Origin of the sequence: Cupriavidus respiraculi (genome assembly GCF_914271545.1) — a bacterium.
In the GTDB taxonomy this organism is placed as follows: domain Bacteria; phylum Pseudomonadota; class Gammaproteobacteria; order Burkholderiales; family Burkholderiaceae; genus Cupriavidus; species Cupriavidus respiraculi.
In genome coordinates, this window is the sequence record NZ_CAJZAH010000005.1 from 238,530 (window position 1) to 254,286 (window position 15,757).

At 68.6% G+C, this 15,757-nt stretch carries 15 protein-coding genes; 8 read left to right on the forward strand and 7 right to left on the reverse strand.

The genetic code is table 11. The features are described from left to right. Positions 1 to 26: 26 nt before the first annotated feature. Both LDO27_RS20915 and LDO27_RS20920 read right to left on the reverse strand, forming a co-directional pair. Positions 27 to 566, reverse strand: a complete 540-nt coding sequence (locus LDO27_RS20915) for a DUF4124 domain-containing protein (protein ID WP_224043788.1) — start codon at positions 564 to 566, stop codon at positions 27 to 29. Positions 567 to 631: 65 nt separating this feature from the next. After that, on the reverse strand, positions 632 to 1,594 hold the full coding sequence (locus tag LDO27_RS20920; RefSeq protein WP_224043789.1) for a DMT family transporter: 963 nt from the start codon (positions 1,592 to 1,594) through the stop codon (positions 632 to 634). Between the two features lie 124 nt (positions 1,595 to 1,718). Between LDO27_RS20920 and guaB the strand changes: the two genes are divergently transcribed. The 3 genes from guaB (at position 1,719) to guaA (ending at position 5,499) form a co-directional block, all read left to right on the forward strand. Next, the gene (guaB, locus tag LDO27_RS20925) at positions 1,719 to 3,182 is read left to right on the forward strand and encodes an IMP dehydrogenase (RefSeq protein WP_222203349.1); all 1,464 of its coding nucleotides are present in this window, start codon (positions 1,719 to 1,721) and stop codon (positions 3,180 to 3,182) included. A gap of 111 nt (positions 3,183 to 3,293) precedes the next feature. Further along, positions 3,294 to 3,905, forward strand: coding sequence for a hypothetical protein (locus LDO27_RS20930; protein WP_224043790.1), 612 nt, complete (start codon positions 3,294 to 3,296; stop codon positions 3,903 to 3,905). Then, positions 3,880 to 5,499, forward strand: coding sequence for a glutamine-hydrolyzing GMP synthase (gene guaA, locus LDO27_RS20935; protein WP_224043791.1), 1,620 nt, complete (start codon positions 3,880 to 3,882; stop codon positions 5,497 to 5,499). Before LDO27_RS20930 ends, guaA begins: the two co-directional genes overlap by 26 nt. Positions 5,500 to 6,099: 600 nt before the next feature. On the opposite strand, the gene LDO27_RS20940 is transcribed toward guaA, so the two are convergent. Next, complete coding sequence (locus LDO27_RS20940) at positions 6,100 to 6,849, reverse strand: SDR family oxidoreductase (RefSeq protein WP_224043792.1); 750 nt, start codon at positions 6,847 to 6,849, stop codon at positions 6,100 to 6,102. A gap of 104 nt (positions 6,850 to 6,953) precedes the next feature. Between LDO27_RS20940 and LDO27_RS20945 the strand changes: the two genes are divergently transcribed. Further along, positions 6,954 to 7,880: a LysR substrate-binding domain-containing protein gene (locus tag LDO27_RS20945; RefSeq protein WP_224043793.1), complete on the forward strand. Its 927-nt coding sequence runs from the start codon at positions 6,954 to 6,956 to the stop codon at positions 7,878 to 7,880. 92 nt (positions 7,881 to 7,972) lie between these two features. Here LDO27_RS20945 and ptsJ read toward each other — a convergent pair whose 3' ends face one another. Next, positions 7,973 to 9,289, reverse strand: a complete 1,317-nt coding sequence (gene ptsJ / locus LDO27_RS20950) for a MocR-like B6 salvage transcription factor PtsJ (protein ID WP_224043794.1) — start codon at positions 9,287 to 9,289, stop codon at positions 7,973 to 7,975. Positions 9,290 to 9,342: 53 nt separating this feature from the next. Between ptsJ and LDO27_RS20955 the strand changes: the two genes are divergently transcribed. Both LDO27_RS20955 and LDO27_RS20960 read left to right on the forward strand, forming a co-directional pair. Next, positions 9,343 to 10,149: a YggS family pyridoxal phosphate-dependent enzyme gene (locus LDO27_RS20955; protein ID WP_224043796.1), complete on the forward strand. Its 807-nt coding sequence runs from the start codon at positions 9,343 to 9,345 to the stop codon at positions 10,147 to 10,149. 13 nt (positions 10,150 to 10,162) lie between these two features. Continuing rightward, a complete protein-coding gene (locus LDO27_RS20960) occupies positions 10,163 to 10,858 on the forward strand; it encodes a glutamine amidotransferase (protein ID WP_224043798.1) in 696 nt (231 codons plus the stop codon). A gap of 53 nt (positions 10,859 to 10,911) precedes the next feature. Here the strand turns inward: LDO27_RS20960 and LDO27_RS20965 are convergent, their stop codons facing one another. Next, the gene (locus LDO27_RS20965) at positions 10,912 to 11,445 is read right to left on the reverse strand and encodes a carboxymuconolactone decarboxylase family protein (RefSeq protein ID WP_224043799.1); all 534 of its coding nucleotides are present in this window, start codon (positions 11,443 to 11,445) and stop codon (positions 10,912 to 10,914) included. 153 nt (positions 11,446 to 11,598) lie between these two features. Here LDO27_RS20965 and LDO27_RS20970 point away from each other — a divergent pair, with 153 nt between their 5' ends. Continuing rightward, positions 11,599 to 12,507, forward strand: coding sequence for an AraC family transcriptional regulator (locus tag LDO27_RS20970; protein ID WP_224043801.1), 909 nt, complete (start codon positions 11,599 to 11,601; stop codon positions 12,505 to 12,507). Here the strand turns inward: LDO27_RS20970 and LDO27_RS20975 are convergent. Next, on the reverse strand, positions 12,488 to 13,390 hold the full coding sequence (locus tag LDO27_RS20975; RefSeq protein WP_224043803.1) for a LysR family transcriptional regulator: 903 nt from the start codon (positions 13,388 to 13,390) through the stop codon (positions 12,488 to 12,490). The two genes, LDO27_RS20970 and LDO27_RS20975, sit on opposite strands and share 20 nt — an antisense overlap. 197 nt (positions 13,391 to 13,587) lie before the next feature. Between LDO27_RS20975 and LDO27_RS20980 the strand changes: the two genes are divergently transcribed. Further along, positions 13,588 to 14,784, forward strand: coding sequence for a major royal jelly family protein (locus LDO27_RS20980; RefSeq protein WP_224043847.1), 1,197 nt, complete (start codon positions 13,588 to 13,590; stop codon positions 14,782 to 14,784). 9 nt (positions 14,785 to 14,793) lie between these two features. On the opposite strand, the gene LDO27_RS20985 is transcribed toward LDO27_RS20980, so the two are convergent. Continuing rightward, positions 14,794 to 15,705, reverse strand: coding sequence for an AraC family transcriptional regulator (locus tag LDO27_RS20985; protein ID WP_224043804.1), 912 nt, complete (start codon positions 15,703 to 15,705; stop codon positions 14,794 to 14,796). Between the last annotated feature and the right edge of the window lie 52 nt (positions 15,706 to 15,757).

A 15,757-nucleotide genomic window follows, 5' to 3' on the forward strand; every position in this document is an offset into this window, starting at 1 on the left:
CCCCGGCCCCTTTTCAGCGCGGTGCGCTAGGCGCAGAACTTCGCCAGATCCGCGTTCGCCTTGCTCAACTCGGCCTCGCGCTGCGCGGCGTCCATCGGCTGCAGGCTGCCGTCCGGTCCCGCGACGGCGGTGCGCCGGCCCTGTTGCAGCGCCTCGGCGTAATGGCGCAGGCTCGCGCAGCGGCTCTGGCGCTCCAGCCCCGCCTGCAATTGCGCGGCTTCCTCCATCTCGACCTTGCGTTGCGCCTCGCGACGCTGCCGGAACGCGGCCTCGGCGTCCGGGGCGGGCCCGGCCGCCACGGCGGCCACGCCGGGTGCCTTGGCTTGCGGCGCGGGCTGGGTGTCCGGCTCGGTCACGGGGCGGAACTGGCCGGCAAAGCGATCCGGCACCTTGACGAGGCTGCGTGCGGGCACCGAGGGCGGGGGCGGCACGTCGCTGTAGACCATACGTCCATTGGTGTCGCGCCACTGCCACTGCGATTGCGCGGCGGCGGGCAAGGGCAGCACGGCCAGGCCGGCGAGGGCCATGCAGGCGAAAGCGGCGAAAGGCGGGAGGCAGCGGGTCATGGCGGCGCGCGGGGAGGCCAGATCGGACCCGGCGCGCGGGGGCGCCAGGTGACGTGCGCGCTAGTTTAGGCAGCTTTGTCGGTGGCGTGCAAGCGCACCGACCAGGCCACGCCGACCATCAGCAACACGATGGCGGCGATCTCCAGCGGGCGGGGCCAGCGCGCATCGAACACGAAGCCGTAGGCCAGCGCGAACAGCGTCTCGAACACGATCATCTGCCCGGACAAGGTCAGCGGCAGCCGCCGGCTGGAGATATTCCACAGGTTGTTGCCGATCAGCGACGCGCCCAGCGCCACGGCGGCGTTGACCATCCAGAACCATTGCCAGTCCCGGCCGCTGCCCGGCGCCGTCAGCGCGTCGCCCGCCACCAGCCAGCCGACCAGCGCGAGGCACAGGGAGACCAGGCCGGTGGACAGCCCATACAGCGCCGACCATTCGTTGCCGCTGTACTGCGGATTGCGCTGCAGATAGCGGGCGTTGTCCACGGCATAGAGCGTCCAGCAGATCAGCGCCCCCACCGCGCACAGCACGCCGGCCATCTTCTGCCATGCGGTGCGCGCCGCCTCCCCGGCGGCCGCCCCGTGGGCGCCGCCGCCATGGCCGGCGAACAGGTCGATATTGATGCAGGCGATACCGGCCGCGACCACCAGCAGCGGCCAGACCAGCCGGGACAGCGGCACCGCGCCGTGGTCGCGGCGGCCCATCAGCGTGACGGAGATGGGCAGGATGCCGATGATCAGGGAAGTGGGCCCGACGCCGGCGAGCTGGACGCCGAACGCCAGCAGCACGTAGTACAGGAGATTGCCGGTGAAGGCCTGGCGCAGCAGGGCGATGCAGTCGGCCCGCGTCAGCTTGCGGGCGATGCGGCGCATCAGGGGCAGGGCGGCGACGAAGGCGACCAGCCCGTAGGCCAGGTATCGCCCGATGGCCAGCTCCCAGGGGGAGAATACGGGCAGCAGCTTGGGGGCGATGAATACCATGCCCCAGAACGCGCCGGCCAGCAGGCCGCACAGTACGCCTATGCCCATCGATCCGCGTCCCCCGCCTGAAAAAAGCCTTCGAGCATAGCAGACTGGGACTCGCGGTCAATGCCGGACGCGTCAACGCGTAGGCATTACTGTACAATTCGCTTTTGCGCCTAGAGGAATTGCTATGCGTCTTGTCCAGAAAGCACTCACGTTCGATGATGTGCTGCTCGTGCCGGCCTATTCGGCCGTCCTTCCCCGCGACGTGTCGCTCCGCACTCGCCTGTCCCGTTCGATCGAATTGAATATCCCGCTGGTGTCCGCCGCCATGGATACCGTGACCGAGGCGCGCCTGGCGATCGCCATGGCGCAGGCGGGCGGTATCGGGATCGTTCACAAGAACCTGAAGCCGGCCGACCAGGCGCGCGAAGTGGCGCGGGTCAAGCGCTACGAGTCGGGCGTGCTGCGTGACCCGATCACCATTTCCCCGGAAATGAAGATCCGGGATGTGATCGCGCTATCCCACCAGCACGGCATTTCGGGCTTCCCGGTGCTCGAGGGCAAGACCGTGGTCGGCATCATCACCAACCGCGACCTGCGCTTCGAGGAAGAGCTGGACGCGCCGGTGCGCGCCAAGATGACGCCGCGCGAGAAGCTGGTCACCGTGGCCGAGGGCGCCAGCCTGGACGAGGCCAAGCGGCTGATGAACCGGCACCGCCTGGAGCGCGTGCTGGTGGTCGATTCGGCCTTCGAGCTGCGCGGCCTGATCACCGTCAAGGACATCCAGAAGGCGGTCGAGCACCCGCTGGCCAGCAAGGACGCCCGCGGCCAGCTGCGCGTGGGCGCGGCGGTCGGCGTCGGCCCGGACAACGACGAGCGCGTCGAACTGCTGGTCAAGGCCGGCGTCGATGTGATCGTGGTCGACACGGCCCACGGCCATAGCCAGGGCGTGCTCAACCGGGTGCGCTGGGTCAAGGACAATTTCCCGAACGTGCAGGTGATCGGCGGCAATATCGCCACCGGCGAAGCCGCGCGGGCGCTGGTCGAGCATGGCGCGGACGGCGTCAAGGTCGGCATCGGCCCCGGCTCGATCTGCACCACGCGTATCGTCGCCGGCGTCGGCGTGCCGCAGATCTCGGCGGTGTCGAACGTGGCCGAGGCGCTCAAGGGCACCGACGTGCCGCTGATCGCCGATGGCGGCGTGCGCTACTCCGGCGATATCGCCAAGGCCCTGGCGGCCGGCGCGCACACGGTGATGATGGGCGGCATGTTCTCGGGTACCGAGGAAGCGCCGGGCGAGGTGTTCCTGTACCAGGGCCGCTCGTTCAAGAGCTACCGCGGCATGGGCTCGGTGGGTGCGATGAAGGAAGGCGCGGCCGACCGCTACTTCCAGGAAGACAACACCGCCAACGTCGACAAGCTGGTGCCGGAAGGCATCGAAGGCCGCGTGCCCTACAAGGGCTCGGTGATGGCCATCATCCACCAGCTGTGCGGCGGCGTGCGCGCCTCGATGGGGTATTGCGGCAGCAGCTCGATCGCCAACTGGCACGAGACCTCGCAGTTCGTGCAGATCACGGCGGCGGGCATGCGCGAGTCGCACGTGCACGATGTGCAGATCACCAAGGAAGCGCCGAACTACCATATCGACTGAGCGCCGACCGGGTCGCGCCGGCCGGTCCGCGGGGAGGCGGGATGCCGCCTCCCTCATCGGGGCCTGTCGCATTGCAGGGCAGGAAGCGACAGCCACGTTCGAGGAGATGCGATGAAGGTCCTGCTGAGAACCGTGCTGTTCTTCAACGCCTTGCTCTACCTGATGGCCGGCCTGCTGCTGCTGGTCGCGCCGTTCGCCACGCTGTACAGCGCGCTGCAGCTGCCCCAGCCGCAGCCGGCCATGTATGGCCAGTTGCTCGGCGTGGCGCTGGTGGGCATGGCGCTGCTGTCATGGCAGGCCACGGTCCACGGCGAGCTGGCCGCCGCCGTCGGGCGCACCATGGGCCAGGTCAACGTGGTCAGCGCGATGGTCGTCGCGGCATGGCTGGTGTTCCTGGACCTGCCGGTGCAGGGCGCGGGAAAGATCTGGCTGTGGCTGCTGGCGGCCATGCTGGGCATCTTCGCGCTGATGCTGCTGCCCACGGCCAAGACCATCCGCATCCGCGAGCGCGAACAACGTAAAGCCCGACAGAACGACAAGACCCACGATATTGGCCCGGTGCCGGCGACGCCCGCCGGCCGTCCGTACCAGGCCCCAGAATTCCGGCGCGAGCCGGTCGTCACGCCGCCGCCCGGCTATGGTCCCGGCACGGAAGTGGTGACCGAGCCCGATCCGGTCGATACGCCACCCGCCCATCATGCACGACAAAATCCTTATCCTTGATTTCGGCTCGCAGGTCACCCAGCTGATCGCCCGCCGCGTTCGCGAAGCCCACGTCTATTGCGAGATCCATCCGAACGATGTGTCGGACGCGTTCGTGCGCGAGTTCAACCCGAAGGGCATCATCCTCTCGGGCAGCCACGCCAGCACCTATGAAGACCACCAGCTGCGCGCGCCGCAGGCGGTATGGGACCTGGGCGTGCCGGTGCTGGGCATCTGCTACGGCATGCAGACCATGGCCGTGCAGCTGGGCGGCAAGGTCGAGTGGAGCGATCACCGCGAGTTCGGCTACGCCGAGGTCCGCGCCCGCGGCCATACCGCGCTGCTCAAGGACCTGGAAGACTTCGCCACGCCGGAAGGCCACGGCATGCTCAAGGTCTGGATGAGCCACGGCGACAAGGTCGCCGAGCTGCCGCCCGGCTTCAAGCTGATGGCATCGACGCCGAGCTGCCCGATCGCCGGCATGGCCGACGAGGCGCGCGGCTACTACGGCGTGCAGTTCCACCCCGAAGTCACCCATACGGTCAAAGGCCGCCAGCTGCTGGAGCGCTTCGTGCTGCAGATCGCGGGTGCCAATCCCGACTGGGTCATGCGCGACCATATCGAGGAGGCGGTGGCCCGCATCCGCGAGCAGGTCGGCGAGGAAGAGGTCATTCTGGGCCTGTCCGGCGGCGTCGATTCGTCGGTCGCCGCGGCGCTGATCCATCGCGCCATCGGCGACCAGCTCACCTGCGTCTTCGTCGACCACGGCCTGCTGCGCCTGGACGAAGGCAAGATGGTGATGGAGATGTTCGCCGGCCGCCTGCACGCAAAGGTCGTCCATATCGACGCCTCGGAACAGTTCCTCGGCCATCTGGCCGGCGTGACCGACCCCGAGCAGAAGCGCAAGATCATCGGCCGCGAATTCGTCGAGGTCTTCCAGGCCGAGGCCAAGAAGCTGAAGCAGGCCAAGTGGCTGGCGCAGGGCACGATCTACCCCGACGTGGTCGAGTCCGGCGGCACCAAGACCAAGAAGGCCACCACGATCAAGAGCCACCACAACGTCGGCGGCCTGCCCGAGACGCTGGGCCTGAAGCTGCTGGAGCCGCTGCGCGACCTGTTCAAGGACGAAGTGCGCGAGCTCGGCGTGGCCCTCGGCCTGCCGCCCGAAATGGTCTACCGCCACCCGTTCCCCGGCCCGGGTCTCGGCGTGCGCATCTTGGGGGAGGTCAAGCGCGACTACGCCGAGCTGCTGCGCCGCGCCGACGCGATCTTCATCGAGGAACTGCGCGGCACCATCGCCACGGCGCAGGACGCCGCCGCGGGCCTGTGCACCGAGGACCAGGTGGGCAAGAGCTGGTACGACCTGACCAGCCAGGCCTTCGCCGTGTTCCTGCCGGTCAAGTCCGTCGGCGTAATGGGCGACGGCCGCACCTACGACTACGTCGTCGCGCTGCGCGCCGTGCAGACCACCGACTTCATGACGGCGCACTGGGCACACCTGCCGTACGCGCTGCTGGGCCGCGCGTCGAACCGCATCATCAACGAGGTGCGGGGTTTGAACCGGGTGGTGTACGACGTGTCGGGCAAGCCGCCGGCGACGATCGAGTGGGAGTGAGTGGACGTCCTTCGAAGACTATCGCCAGTTATCGAGAAATCGTCGTAACGCGTTGATTCGACAGGCAAAAACGCGTCACGGCATCTATCGGTGGCTAGCGCCGGCCCGCGAAACGAGTTGACGGTGGCACTGGCGGTAAGAATTCGAGACCGGTTGAGACACACTCGCTCCCCATTTGAGACCTTTGCCGTCCTTGACGGTAAAGGTCTCGCCGCAGTGATCGAGCCGTCCATGACACGTCCACCGGGCGCTTCCTGCTGATTCCGCGGGGCTTGCGCATCCTCGGCCGCTATCCAGAGAAGGGCGGCCGCGCACAGTCACGTTTCTCTTCAGCTTGCAGCGAGCAGAACCGTCGATGCCGACCTCGCTCGGCCGGCATGGGCCCAGATCTCTCAGCGCCTCGGAAATTCGGCGAGCGCAGGCATGGCCTGCTGCGGAGCCTCCTCCATCACAGCCAATGCCCCGAGCCCCTGACGATGAGGCCCTCGAGGCTGGAATGCACCAGCTGGCCTGGTCGACCATCAGCGCGGCAGCCATTGCGAATTGCATGAATCGCAGGGAGGCATTCTCGATCGTCTCCCCGGAGTCAGAGGGCCTGAGTCAAAGTTGGCTCATGCCGCCGTCGGCAATGATCTCGGAGCCCACGATGTAGGCCGACTCCGGCGCCGTCAGATGCAGCACCGTCGCCGCGATCTCTTCCGCCGTGCCGAAGCGCCCGAGCGGGATCTGGCTCTGGATCTGCGCGGCTGTGGCCTCCTGCGCAGACGTATCCAGCCCCAACTTGCCGTAGATCGGTGTGGCGACCGGCCCTGGGCTGACCACGTTGACCCGCACGCCGCGCGGCAGCAATTCCGCCGACAGCGTCTTGGCTAGCGAGATGACCGCGGCCTTGCTGGCCGCGTAGACCGAAGAATTCGGCATTCCGATGCGAGCATTGATCGAACCATTGATCAGGATGGCCGCTCCCGGGTTGAGCAGCGGCAGCAGCGCTTGGAGCTGGAAGTAGGGGCCCTTGACGTTGGTGTCGAATATCTGCTCCCACAGGCGTTCGTCCACATCCGCAAAGGCGGCGAACTTGGCCACGCCGGCGTTGAGGAAAACGGCATCGAGGCGCAGGTCCAGTTCGGCAAGCCTACTGGCCAGCGCCTTGGCATCGGCCAGGTTGCCTGCATCGTTGCGCAGACCAATGGCGTTGCCGCCCACCGCGGCCTGAGCTTGTGCCAGGGCGGCGGCATCCCGGCCCGTAATGACGACGCGGGCGCCTTCGGCGGCGAAAGCTTTGGCGGAGGCTAGGCCGATACCACTGCTGCCGCCGGTGACGAGTACGGTCTTATCGGAAAAGCGGTTCATGAGTTTCTCCTTCGAAATCAGCGAATTGCTGTATCTGAATAATGGCGCAGCGTCAGAAGCTTTACGTATCATGTTCGTGATGAAATCGTGCGAAGGAATCGAACATGTTGTCCATCGATGAACTGGCCCTGCTGGAAGCCATCCGGGATACCGGGAGCCTGTCGCGTGCCGCAGTTCGATTGCGCAAAGCACCGTCCACGGTGTCGCATGCCGCGAGGCAGATGGAAGAACGGTTCGACGCTCTGCTGTTCGACCGACGCCGCTACCGGCTGCAGCTCACGCCAGCGGGTCAGCTGCTGGCCCAGGAGGCTGCCCGTGTCATGCTGGACGTCTCCCGGTTGACGCAGCGAGTCAAGCAGGTGGCGGGTGGTTGGGAAGACCGTTTGTGGATCGTTACGGATGAAGTGCTCGAATTTGAAACCCTGGTGCCGGTGATCCAGGCGTTCGATGCACTGAAGTCCGGCGTTACCCTCCGCCTTACCCAGGAGGTGCTGACCGGCACCTGGGATGCATTGCGCGAAGGCCGTGCCGATCTGGTGGTGGGCGCCACTAACGAGCCGCCGGTAATTCCCGGGCTGCGCTGGTTCGAACTGGGCGTGATGGATTGGGTCTTCGCTGTATCGTCGCGCCATCCGCTGGCCAAGGCGAAGGAGCCGCTGGACCGGGATGCAGTCATTCAACACCGATCGATCGTCGTGGCCGATTCTTCGCGCAGGTCGGATGTGCGCGGCTATGGCGTGCAGAGCGGTCAAGCCACGCTTGCCGTACCAAGTATGCGCGCCAAGATCGAGGCCCAGCGCCAGGGTCTGGGCGTCGGCTGGTTACCGCGCGATCGTATCGCCGGCTTACTCGAGCGCGGCGAGTTGATCGAGAAGGAGATGGTCGATCCGCGCGAGCCCAACCAACTCTTCGTGGCTTGGCGCGGCGACCATCAGGGGCGTGGACTGGATTGGTGGCTGAAGCAGTTGAAGGACAAGCGGCTGGGGGCGCGGTTGGTGCGGGGCATCGACTTCACTGCCGTCGTGGGATAGTGTTCGCGGTTCACGCCCGCGCGCCGTTCTTCGTCGTGCACTCCGCAATGAGCCGCCCTCTGTGATGGCGGGCGGATTATCAATACCTCCACTCACGCTGACTGCAGGCACGCGCTCAACTGCCTCGCAAAGTCAGCCGCCCGAGCCGCCTCCAGCGCCGACGCGGTAATCCTCAGCGCCGGCACCGCCGACGCGATCGCGAACGCATCGCCGGTACGCACGTTCCATCCAAGCCTCGCCAGTGCCTGCGCAACGCGGGCCGCGTCCGCATTCGCCGGCAAGGGCACCCACACATTGAAACCATCGCAGGGCTGTAGCGCGGTCAGCCCCTCGGCGCGCAGCGCCGCGATCAGCGCGTCGCGCCGCTGCGCGTAGGTCTTGCCCGCCGTGCCGATGCGCGCCATGGCGCGTTTCGAGCCCAGCAGCCCGCGCAGGGCCGCCTGCAGCAGGTGGCTGACCCAGCTGGTGCCCGGCGCGAGCCGCATCGCCAGCCGCTGGGCCGTGCCGTCGTCGCTGGCGAGGAAGGCGGCGCGCAGGTCGGGGCCGAAGCCCTTGGAGACCGAGCGCACCAGTGCCCAGCGCGCGGTCGTGGGCGGGACGATGGACCAGTAGGGCGACTGCGCGAGCAGGGCGAAGTGGTCGTCCTCGATCACCAGCACGTCCGGATAGCGCACCAGCACGCGCCGCAGCTCGCGGGCGCGTTTCTCGGTCAGGCTGCAACCGGTGGGGTTCTGCGCGCGCGGCGTGCACAGTACCGCGTGGGCGCCCGCGGCCAGCGCGGCCTCCAGGGCGTCGGGCAGCATGCCGCGCGCGTCCATTGCCACCGGCGCCGCCTGCAAACCCGTGCAGCGCAGGATATTGAGGCTGCCCAGGAAGCACGGGTCCTCCACGGCCACCTTGTCGCCCGGCACCAGATACGCCGCGAGCAGCCGCTCGATGGCGTCCACCGCGCCGTGGGTCAGCGTCAGGCGGTAGCCGGGGCGGCAGTCCGGTTCCAGCCATTGCCGCGCGAGCCGTTCCAGTTCCGCGTCGAATACCGGTTCGCCATACAACGTGGGCTGGTAGCCCTGTGCCGCCAGCGCCTGTAGTGGATCCGGCAGCCACGCCGGGTCGGGGTTGCCGCCGGCAAGGTCGACCAGCGGCGACCCCGGTGCGAGGCCCTCCTGTTCGATGGCGGTGGCCGACGAGCGGATCACGGTGCCATTGCGGCCCAGCGTCTGCGCGATGTGGGCGGCGACGAGCCGGCGGTATGCGGCGGCCACGGTGTTGCGGTTGACGCCCAGCCGTTCCGCCAGCTCCCGCACCGGCGGCAGCGACTGGCCCGGCGCCAGCCGTCCGGCATGCGCCTCCCGGCGGATGCTGTCGAAGATATCGGCGGCGGTGGTGCCGGTGATTTCCGTTTGTCCCATGGCGATATATACTTTGTCCTATGACAATGTAGCAGCGCACCGAGGACCTGTCCATGGACCTTCCGCATTCCACCCATTATCCCGCGGCGCACAGCGTCGAGGACTTCCGTCGCAACGTGGCGGCGGTGCGCGACCGCATTGCGGCCGCCTGCCGGCGCGCGGGCCGGGATCCGGCCGAAGTGCGGCTGTTGCCGGTCAGCAAGACCGTGCCCGAGGCGCGCATCCGCCTCGCCTACGCAGCGGGTCTGCGCGAGCTCGGGGAAAACAAGGTGCAGGAGGCCGAGGGCAAGGCGGCGGCGATGGCCGATCTGGCGGACCTGCGCTGGTCGGTCATCGGTCATCTGCAGACCAACAAGGCGAAGCTGGTCGCGCGCTTTGCCAGCGAATTCCAGGCGCTGGACAGCCTGCGCGTGGCCGAGGCGCTCGATCGCCGCCTGCAAGCCGAGGGACGCGGGCTGGACGTGCTGATGCAGGTCAATACCTCGAACGAGGCCAGCAAGTTCGGGCTGCCGCCGGACGATGTGGCGCGCTTCGTGCGCCAATTGCCTGCGTTTTCCGCGCTGCGCGTGCGCGGGCTGATGACGCTGGCGCTGTTTTCGGCCGACCCGGCGCTGGTGCGGCCCTGTTTCGTCCGGCTGCGCGAGCTGCGCGAGCGGCTGCGCCAGCAAGCGCCGCAAGGGGTTGCGATGGACGAGCTTTCCATGGGGATGTCCGGCGACTTCGAGCTGGCCATCGAGGAGGGCGCCACCGTCGTGCGCGTGGGGCAGGCCATCTTCGGTGCGCGGGACGTGCCGGACAACCACTACTGGCCGGAGGCCCGACTCGGCCGCCAACCGGGCCCCACATTGTCATCCACCTGATCGGAGCGATTGCATGAAGACCGCGCTGGCCTTGCGCCACATCCATTTCGAAGACCTCGGCACGCTGGAGCCACTGCTGCGCGAGCGCGGTTTCGCGGTGCGCTATGCGGACCCGGCCGTCGACGACCTGTCGGCCGTCGATATCGACTCGCCCGATCTGGTGGTCGCGCTCGGCGGCCCGATCGGCGCCTACGACGAGGCCGTCTATCCCTTCCTTGGCACCGAACTGGGGCTGATCGAGCGGCGTCTGGCCAGCGGGCGACCGCTGCTGGGCATCTGCCTGGGAGCACAGCTGATCGCGCGGACGCTGGGGGTCCCGGTGGCGCCGATGGGGTTCAAGGAGATCGGCTTTGGCGAAGTGACGCTGACCGAGGCGGGCCGCGACTCGGTGCTCGCGCCGCTCGCGGGCGTGCCGGTGCTGCACTGGCATGGCGACCGCTTCGATGTGCCCGCCGGCGGCACGTTGCTGGCGAGCACGGCGCAGTGCGCGCAGCAGGCCTACGCGGTGGGCGATGCGGTGCTGGGATTGCAGTTCCACCTGGAAGCCGACGCCAGCCAGATCGAACGGTGGCTGGTGGGCCATTGCAGCGAGTTGCTGCAAGCCGGAGTCGATCCGCGCGCGGTGCGCGAGGACGCGCGGCGGCATGGCGAGGTGCTGGCCAGGGCGGCGCGCGAGGTGATCGGCGGCTGGCTGGACCGGCTGGAATGAACGCGATGGCGCCCCGCCCCCGGTGAGGGGCGGGGCGCCATCGGGCTTGCCGCTTACTTCAGCGCGACCTTGGGGAAATCGACGGGCACGTCCAGCGCCACGTTGATGTAGTTGGTGAAGAGGTTCAGCGCGACGTGCGCGATGATCTCCACGATCTGCTCGTCGCCGAAGCCGTTCTCGCGCAGGCTGGCGATATCGGCGTCGGTCACTTGCGCACGCTGCTCGACCATCTTGATCGCGAACGCGAGGGCCGCGGCGGTCCGGGGATCCGCGGCGCGGCCGCCCTGGGCATCGGCCATCTCGGCCGACGAGGCCCCGGCCTTGCGGCCCAGCGCGGTGTGCGCGGCGAGGCAATACTCGCAGCGGTTGCGGTTGGCGATGGCCACGGCGATCTGCTCGCCGAGCCGCGCGCCCAGGGTGCCGCTGCCCAATGCGCCGAAGGCGGCCCACATGCTTTGCAGGGCGGCGGGCGAGTTGGCGACGGCCTTGAACATATTGGGCGTGGCGCCGAAGGCCTGATGGATCTGGGACAGCAGGGGCTGGCTGGCCGCGGGTGCGGATTCGGTCTGGATGCTGACGCGGGACATGACGATCTCCTTGAGATTGGGGTTTGGTTCGGAAACACTGGTAGCGAAGCGGCATGGCTTGTGGTGCTGTCTTGCCGATTCGTTGGAAGCAGTGTGCCCGGCCTGGGCGTATCATTGGGATCGTTTCGTACACCAAACATACCAATTCGTTCTATGCGTGACACGCCGCCCATCGACCGCCTGTCCGGCATCCTCGAACGCTTCCGCGTCCATGCGCAGCTGCATCACGCTGGGGCGCTCTGCGGCATCGACCATTTCGACGCGGGCGAAGGCAACGGCTACCTGCACGTCCTGCGACGCGGCTCGCTGAAGGTGACCCACCCCGTCGCGCGCGATGTGCCCGAGGTGATGCACTTCGACGAACCGACGCTGCTGCTCTACCCGCGGCCCTTTACCCATCGCTTCCACAATCCGCCGGTCGGCGGGTCCGATTTCACCTGCGCGCGGCTGCGCTTCGACGGCGGGGCGTACAACCCGCTGGCCCGCGCACTGCCGACGCTGATCGCGCTGCCGCTGGCGCGCGTGGAAGGGCTGGGGCCCGCGCTGGAACTGCTGTTCGCGGAAACCGAGCGCGTGCGCTGCGGCCAGCGCCTGCTGGCGGACCGGCTGTTCGAAGTGGTGGTGCTGCAGCTGCTGCGCTGGCTGCTCGATCATCCGCAGGAAGCGGGCGTGCGCCCGGGGCTGATCACCGGCCTGTCGGACCCGCGCCTGGCCCGCGCGCTGGTGGCCATGCACGACACGCCGGGCCAGGCATGGACACTCGAGCGCATGGCCGCGCAAGCCGGCATGTCGCGCACCGCATTCGCCACGACGTTCCGCGAACTGGTGGGCCAGACGCCGGCCGACTACCTGACCGGGTGGCGCATGGCGCTGGCGCAGAGCCGGCTGCGGGAGGGGCGCCCGATCAAGATCCTGGCCGAGGAACTCGGCTATGCGAACCCGTCGGCACTGTCCCGGGCGTTTGCCGCGAGGATCGGCATGTCGCCGCGCGACTGGCTGGTGCGGGGCGCCGCGGCGGGAGAGGCGGCGGTAGAGGCGGCGGCTACGCCGTCCGTGCAGTAAGCACCTCGATCATCGCGCGCGCCGCCGCCGACTGGCGGCGGTGCGGGGAATAGACCACGGAGAACGGCCGCGTGCGGCCGCGCAGCTGCGGCAGCAACTCCACCAGCCGCCCGCGCGCGATGGCGTCGCGCACGATGAAGTCGTAGCTCTGGCAGATCCCCATGCCCAGTTCGGCCAGCGACACGACGCCGAGCACGTCGTCGGACACCTCGACGGTGGCTGGGGGCATCCACTCGATATCGCCTTGCCCGTCGCGAAACACCCATGGCGCGCGACGGCCGGTGCTCGGCATGACGAAGGGCACACAAGCATGGCGCCCCAGCTCTTCCAGCGTGCGCGGCGTTCCGGCGCGTTCAAGGTACGCCGGAGCGGCGACCAGGCACAGCGGTGCCTCTTCCAGTGTGCGCGCCACCAGTCCGCTGTCCGGCAGGTGGCCAAGCCGAATCGCGAGGTCGAACCCTTCGGACACCAGGTCGACGTTGCGGTTGGTGATATTGAGCTCGACCCTGACCTGCGGGTACTGCGCGGTAAAGCGCGCCAGCAGCGGCGGCAGCCGGTGGTGGCCGTAGGTCGTCGGCACGCTCAGGCGCACCCGCCCCGTGAGCGCGCCTTCCCGACCCTGCACCTCGCGCTCGGCATCGTCCAGCAGCGTGAAGGCGGCGCGCGCCTGCTCCACGTAGAGACGGCCGGCATCCGTGAGGCCGATGCGGCGGGTCGTGCGCCGCAGCAGCTGGTTTCCCAGCCTGGCCTCCAGCCGCGTGACCGCGCGGCTCAGTACCGAGGGTGTGGTCGACAGCGCGACGGCCGCAGCCGTGAACGAGCCTTTTTCGGCCACGGCCAGGAAGCCTTCCACATCGCCAAGGTAGTCGAACCGACGGCTCATTTTGTCTCCAGAAGAACAGATGATTTCCCGAGGGCCGAGTTTATCTCCGCCGGCGTGAGCAATAAAGTCCGGGCATGGGATGGACGCCGCGATCGCAGGGCGTTCGCACTGACCTCACTGAAGGAACAACCATGGATCTGAAGTCAAAGAGCAAGACGGCCGTCGTCCACGGCGCCACCCCCGGCATCGGCCTGGCCATGGCCGCCACGCTCGCCGCGGCTGCCTTGGCCAGCGCATCGCCCTGGGCCCACGCGGCGCAGGAGCTTTCCCTGGAGCGCTGGCGCAGCTACACCGGCGTCAGCTGGGAGCCGCCGCGCGACGGCGCAAATCCGGCGCCCTTCGCGGGCTCGGTGAACGCGCCGATCGCCGGCATCCATTTCGATGCACGGGGCCGGGCGTTCGTCAGCACGCCCCGGCTGGTCGCGGCCGATGCGCCGGCCACCCTTAGCGTGCTCGATCTCGATGCCACCTCGGGCCCCGCGCGGCTCACGGCATTTCCCTCGGTGCGGGGCAATTCGGTGAGCGCTGCCCCCGAAGCGCACCTGCGCAATGTGCTGGGCTTTCATATCGACCGTCGCAACGGATGGCTGTGGGCGCTGGACCAGGGCTTCGTCGCGGGCGAGACAGAGGCGCCGGCGGGCGCGCAGAAGATCATGGTGTACGACCTGCGGACGGGGCGCATCGTCAGGCGTCTCGGGCTCGACGGCGTCGCCGACCGGCGGGGCAGCTTCCTGAACGACATCGTCGTCGACGAGCGCCGCCGCGTCGCTTACGTGTCGGACAGCGGCCTGCGCAGCGCGCCACGGAACCAGGCGGCCATTCTCGTGGTGGACTTCGCTTCGGGGCGTGCGCGGCGCGTACTGGACCAGCATCCGGCGCTGATGCCGGAGCCGGGCGCGAGCGTGGTTTCGCACGGCGCCGAGGTGTGGCCCGGCAAACCGCTGGTGCTTGGCATCAATGGCATCGCCCTGTCGCCGGATGGAGGCACGCTGTACTGGACGGTGACGACGGGCACGCGCGCCCATGCCGTGCCGACCCGGCTGCTGCGCGATGCAGGCGCGAAGGCGGACGCGATCTCGGCGGCCATCCGGAATCTCGGCGATGTCGGCGGCAATACGGACGGCATCGTGACGGACGGCGACGGCAACGTGTACGTCACCGACGTGACTCACAACGGCATCGTGAAGTACGACCCGCGCAGCGGATCGATGGCGCGGCTCGCCGCCGACGAGGGCGTGCGCTGGCCGGACACGCCGGCGATTGCCGCCGACGGCAGCCTCGTCTTCACGGCCAGCAACCTGAACCAGCATTTCGCTGGCGCGGTGAAGGCGGGCGAGGAGCGTTACGAGCTGTGGCGGCTGCCGTTGAAGCGCCAGCCCGGGAATAAGGACTGAGGCCGCGCCCTACGGCGCCGCCACCTGCCGCGCCGGTTCCGAGGCGGCGCTCCTGGCCGCATCGGTATCCCGGGCCGGTGGCAGGCCGAACATCCGGCGATATTCCCGCGTGAACTGCGACACGCTCTCGTACCCCACGGTAAACGCGGCGCCGCTGGCCGTGGCGCCCTCGGCGATCATCAGGCGGCGTGCCTCGATCAGGCGCAGCTGCTTCTGGAACTGCCGCGGCGAGAGCGACGTGATGGCGCGAAAGTGTTCGTGGAACGACGAGGCGCTCATGCCGGCGGTCGCCGCAAGGCGGTCCACCGGCAAGGGCCGCATGAAATCCGCCCGCAGCACCGCGACCGCGCGCGCGATGCGCTGCGCCGGTCCATCGGGCCAGCCCAGCCGGCGGATCGCGGGCCCGTGCCGGCCGGCCAGCAGCCAGTAGTGCAGCTCGCGCATCCGCTGCGCATGCAGTACCGGCACCGCTTCGGGCCGCTCCAGCAGGCGCATCAGGCGCAGCGCGGCGTCCGCGACCTCCGCCTCCGTCGGTTCGGCCCGCACCGGACCGCCGTCCGCCGGCGGCGCCGTCCGCATCTGTGCCGCCAGTTCCGCGATCACCGCCAGGTCCAGATCCACCACCAGCGACAGATAGGGCTGGGCCACGCTGGCCCGCGTGACCTGGCTGACGGTGGGCACGTCCGCCGTGATCAGCATCGAATCGCCGGCGTGGAACGCGAATGTCTGCGTCCCCATGGCAATCTCCTTGCTGCCCTGCAGGACCAGGCAGACGAGCGGACGGGACACGGCATGGACGAGCCCGCTCGGCGCGGTGGCGCGGATGGTCGTCACGCCCGGGATGGGCGTCTGGGCAAGGCCGCTCGGATCGGCATAAGTCTGCACGTAGCGGCGAACGGCATCGAGCAGGGCATCTGTCATGGCGCGATCGTAATCGGTTTTGCGCGAACGTTCGTGGCGTTCGGAGAATCGG

Excerpts from the sequence above, each read along its gene's own strand:
- LDO27_RS20915 (WP_224043788.1), bottom strand. The coding sequence starts at position 566 with ATGACCCGCTGCCTCCCGCCTTTCGCCGCTTTCGCCTGCATGGCCCTC.
- LDO27_RS20920 (WP_224043789.1), bottom strand. The coding sequence starts at position 1,594 with ATGGGCATAGGCGTACTGTGCGGCCTGCTGGCCGGCGCGTTCTGGGGC.
- guaB (WP_222203349.1), top strand. The coding sequence starts at position 1,719 with ATGCGTCTTGTCCAGAAAGCACTCACGTTCGATGATGTGCTGCTCGTG.
- LDO27_RS20930 (WP_224043790.1), top strand. The coding sequence starts at position 3,294 with ATGAAGGTCCTGCTGAGAACCGTGCTGTTCTTCAACGCCTTGCTCTAC.
- guaA (WP_224043791.1), top strand. The coding sequence starts at position 3,880 with ATGCACGACAAAATCCTTATCCTTGATTTCGGCTCGCAGGTCACCCAG.
- LDO27_RS20940 (WP_224043792.1), bottom strand. The coding sequence starts at position 6,849 with ATGAACCGCTTTTCCGATAAGACCGTACTCGTCACCGGCGGCAGCAGT.
- LDO27_RS20945 (WP_224043793.1), top strand. The coding sequence starts at position 6,954 with ATGTTGTCCATCGATGAACTGGCCCTGCTGGAAGCCATCCGGGATACC.
- ptsJ (WP_224043794.1), bottom strand. The coding sequence starts at position 9,289 with ATGGGACAAACGGAAATCACCGGCACCACCGCCGCCGATATCTTCGAC.
- LDO27_RS20955 (WP_224043796.1), top strand. The coding sequence starts at position 9,343 with ATGGACCTTCCGCATTCCACCCATTATCCCGCGGCGCACAGCGTCGAG.
- LDO27_RS20960 (WP_224043798.1), top strand. The coding sequence starts at position 10,163 with ATGAAGACCGCGCTGGCCTTGCGCCACATCCATTTCGAAGACCTCGGC.
- LDO27_RS20965 (WP_224043799.1), bottom strand. The coding sequence starts at position 11,445 with ATGTCCCGCGTCAGCATCCAGACCGAATCCGCACCCGCGGCCAGCCAG.
- LDO27_RS20970 (WP_224043801.1), top strand. The coding sequence starts at position 11,599 with ATGCGTGACACGCCGCCCATCGACCGCCTGTCCGGCATCCTCGAACGC.
- LDO27_RS20975 (WP_224043803.1), bottom strand. The coding sequence starts at position 13,390 with ATGAGCCGTCGGTTCGACTACCTTGGCGATGTGGAAGGCTTCCTGGCC.
- LDO27_RS20980 (WP_224043847.1), top strand. The coding sequence starts at position 13,588 with ATGGCCGCCACGCTCGCCGCGGCTGCCTTGGCCAGCGCATCGCCCTGG.
- LDO27_RS20985 (WP_224043804.1), bottom strand. The coding sequence starts at position 15,705 with ATGACAGATGCCCTGCTCGATGCCGTTCGCCGCTACGTGCAGACTTAT.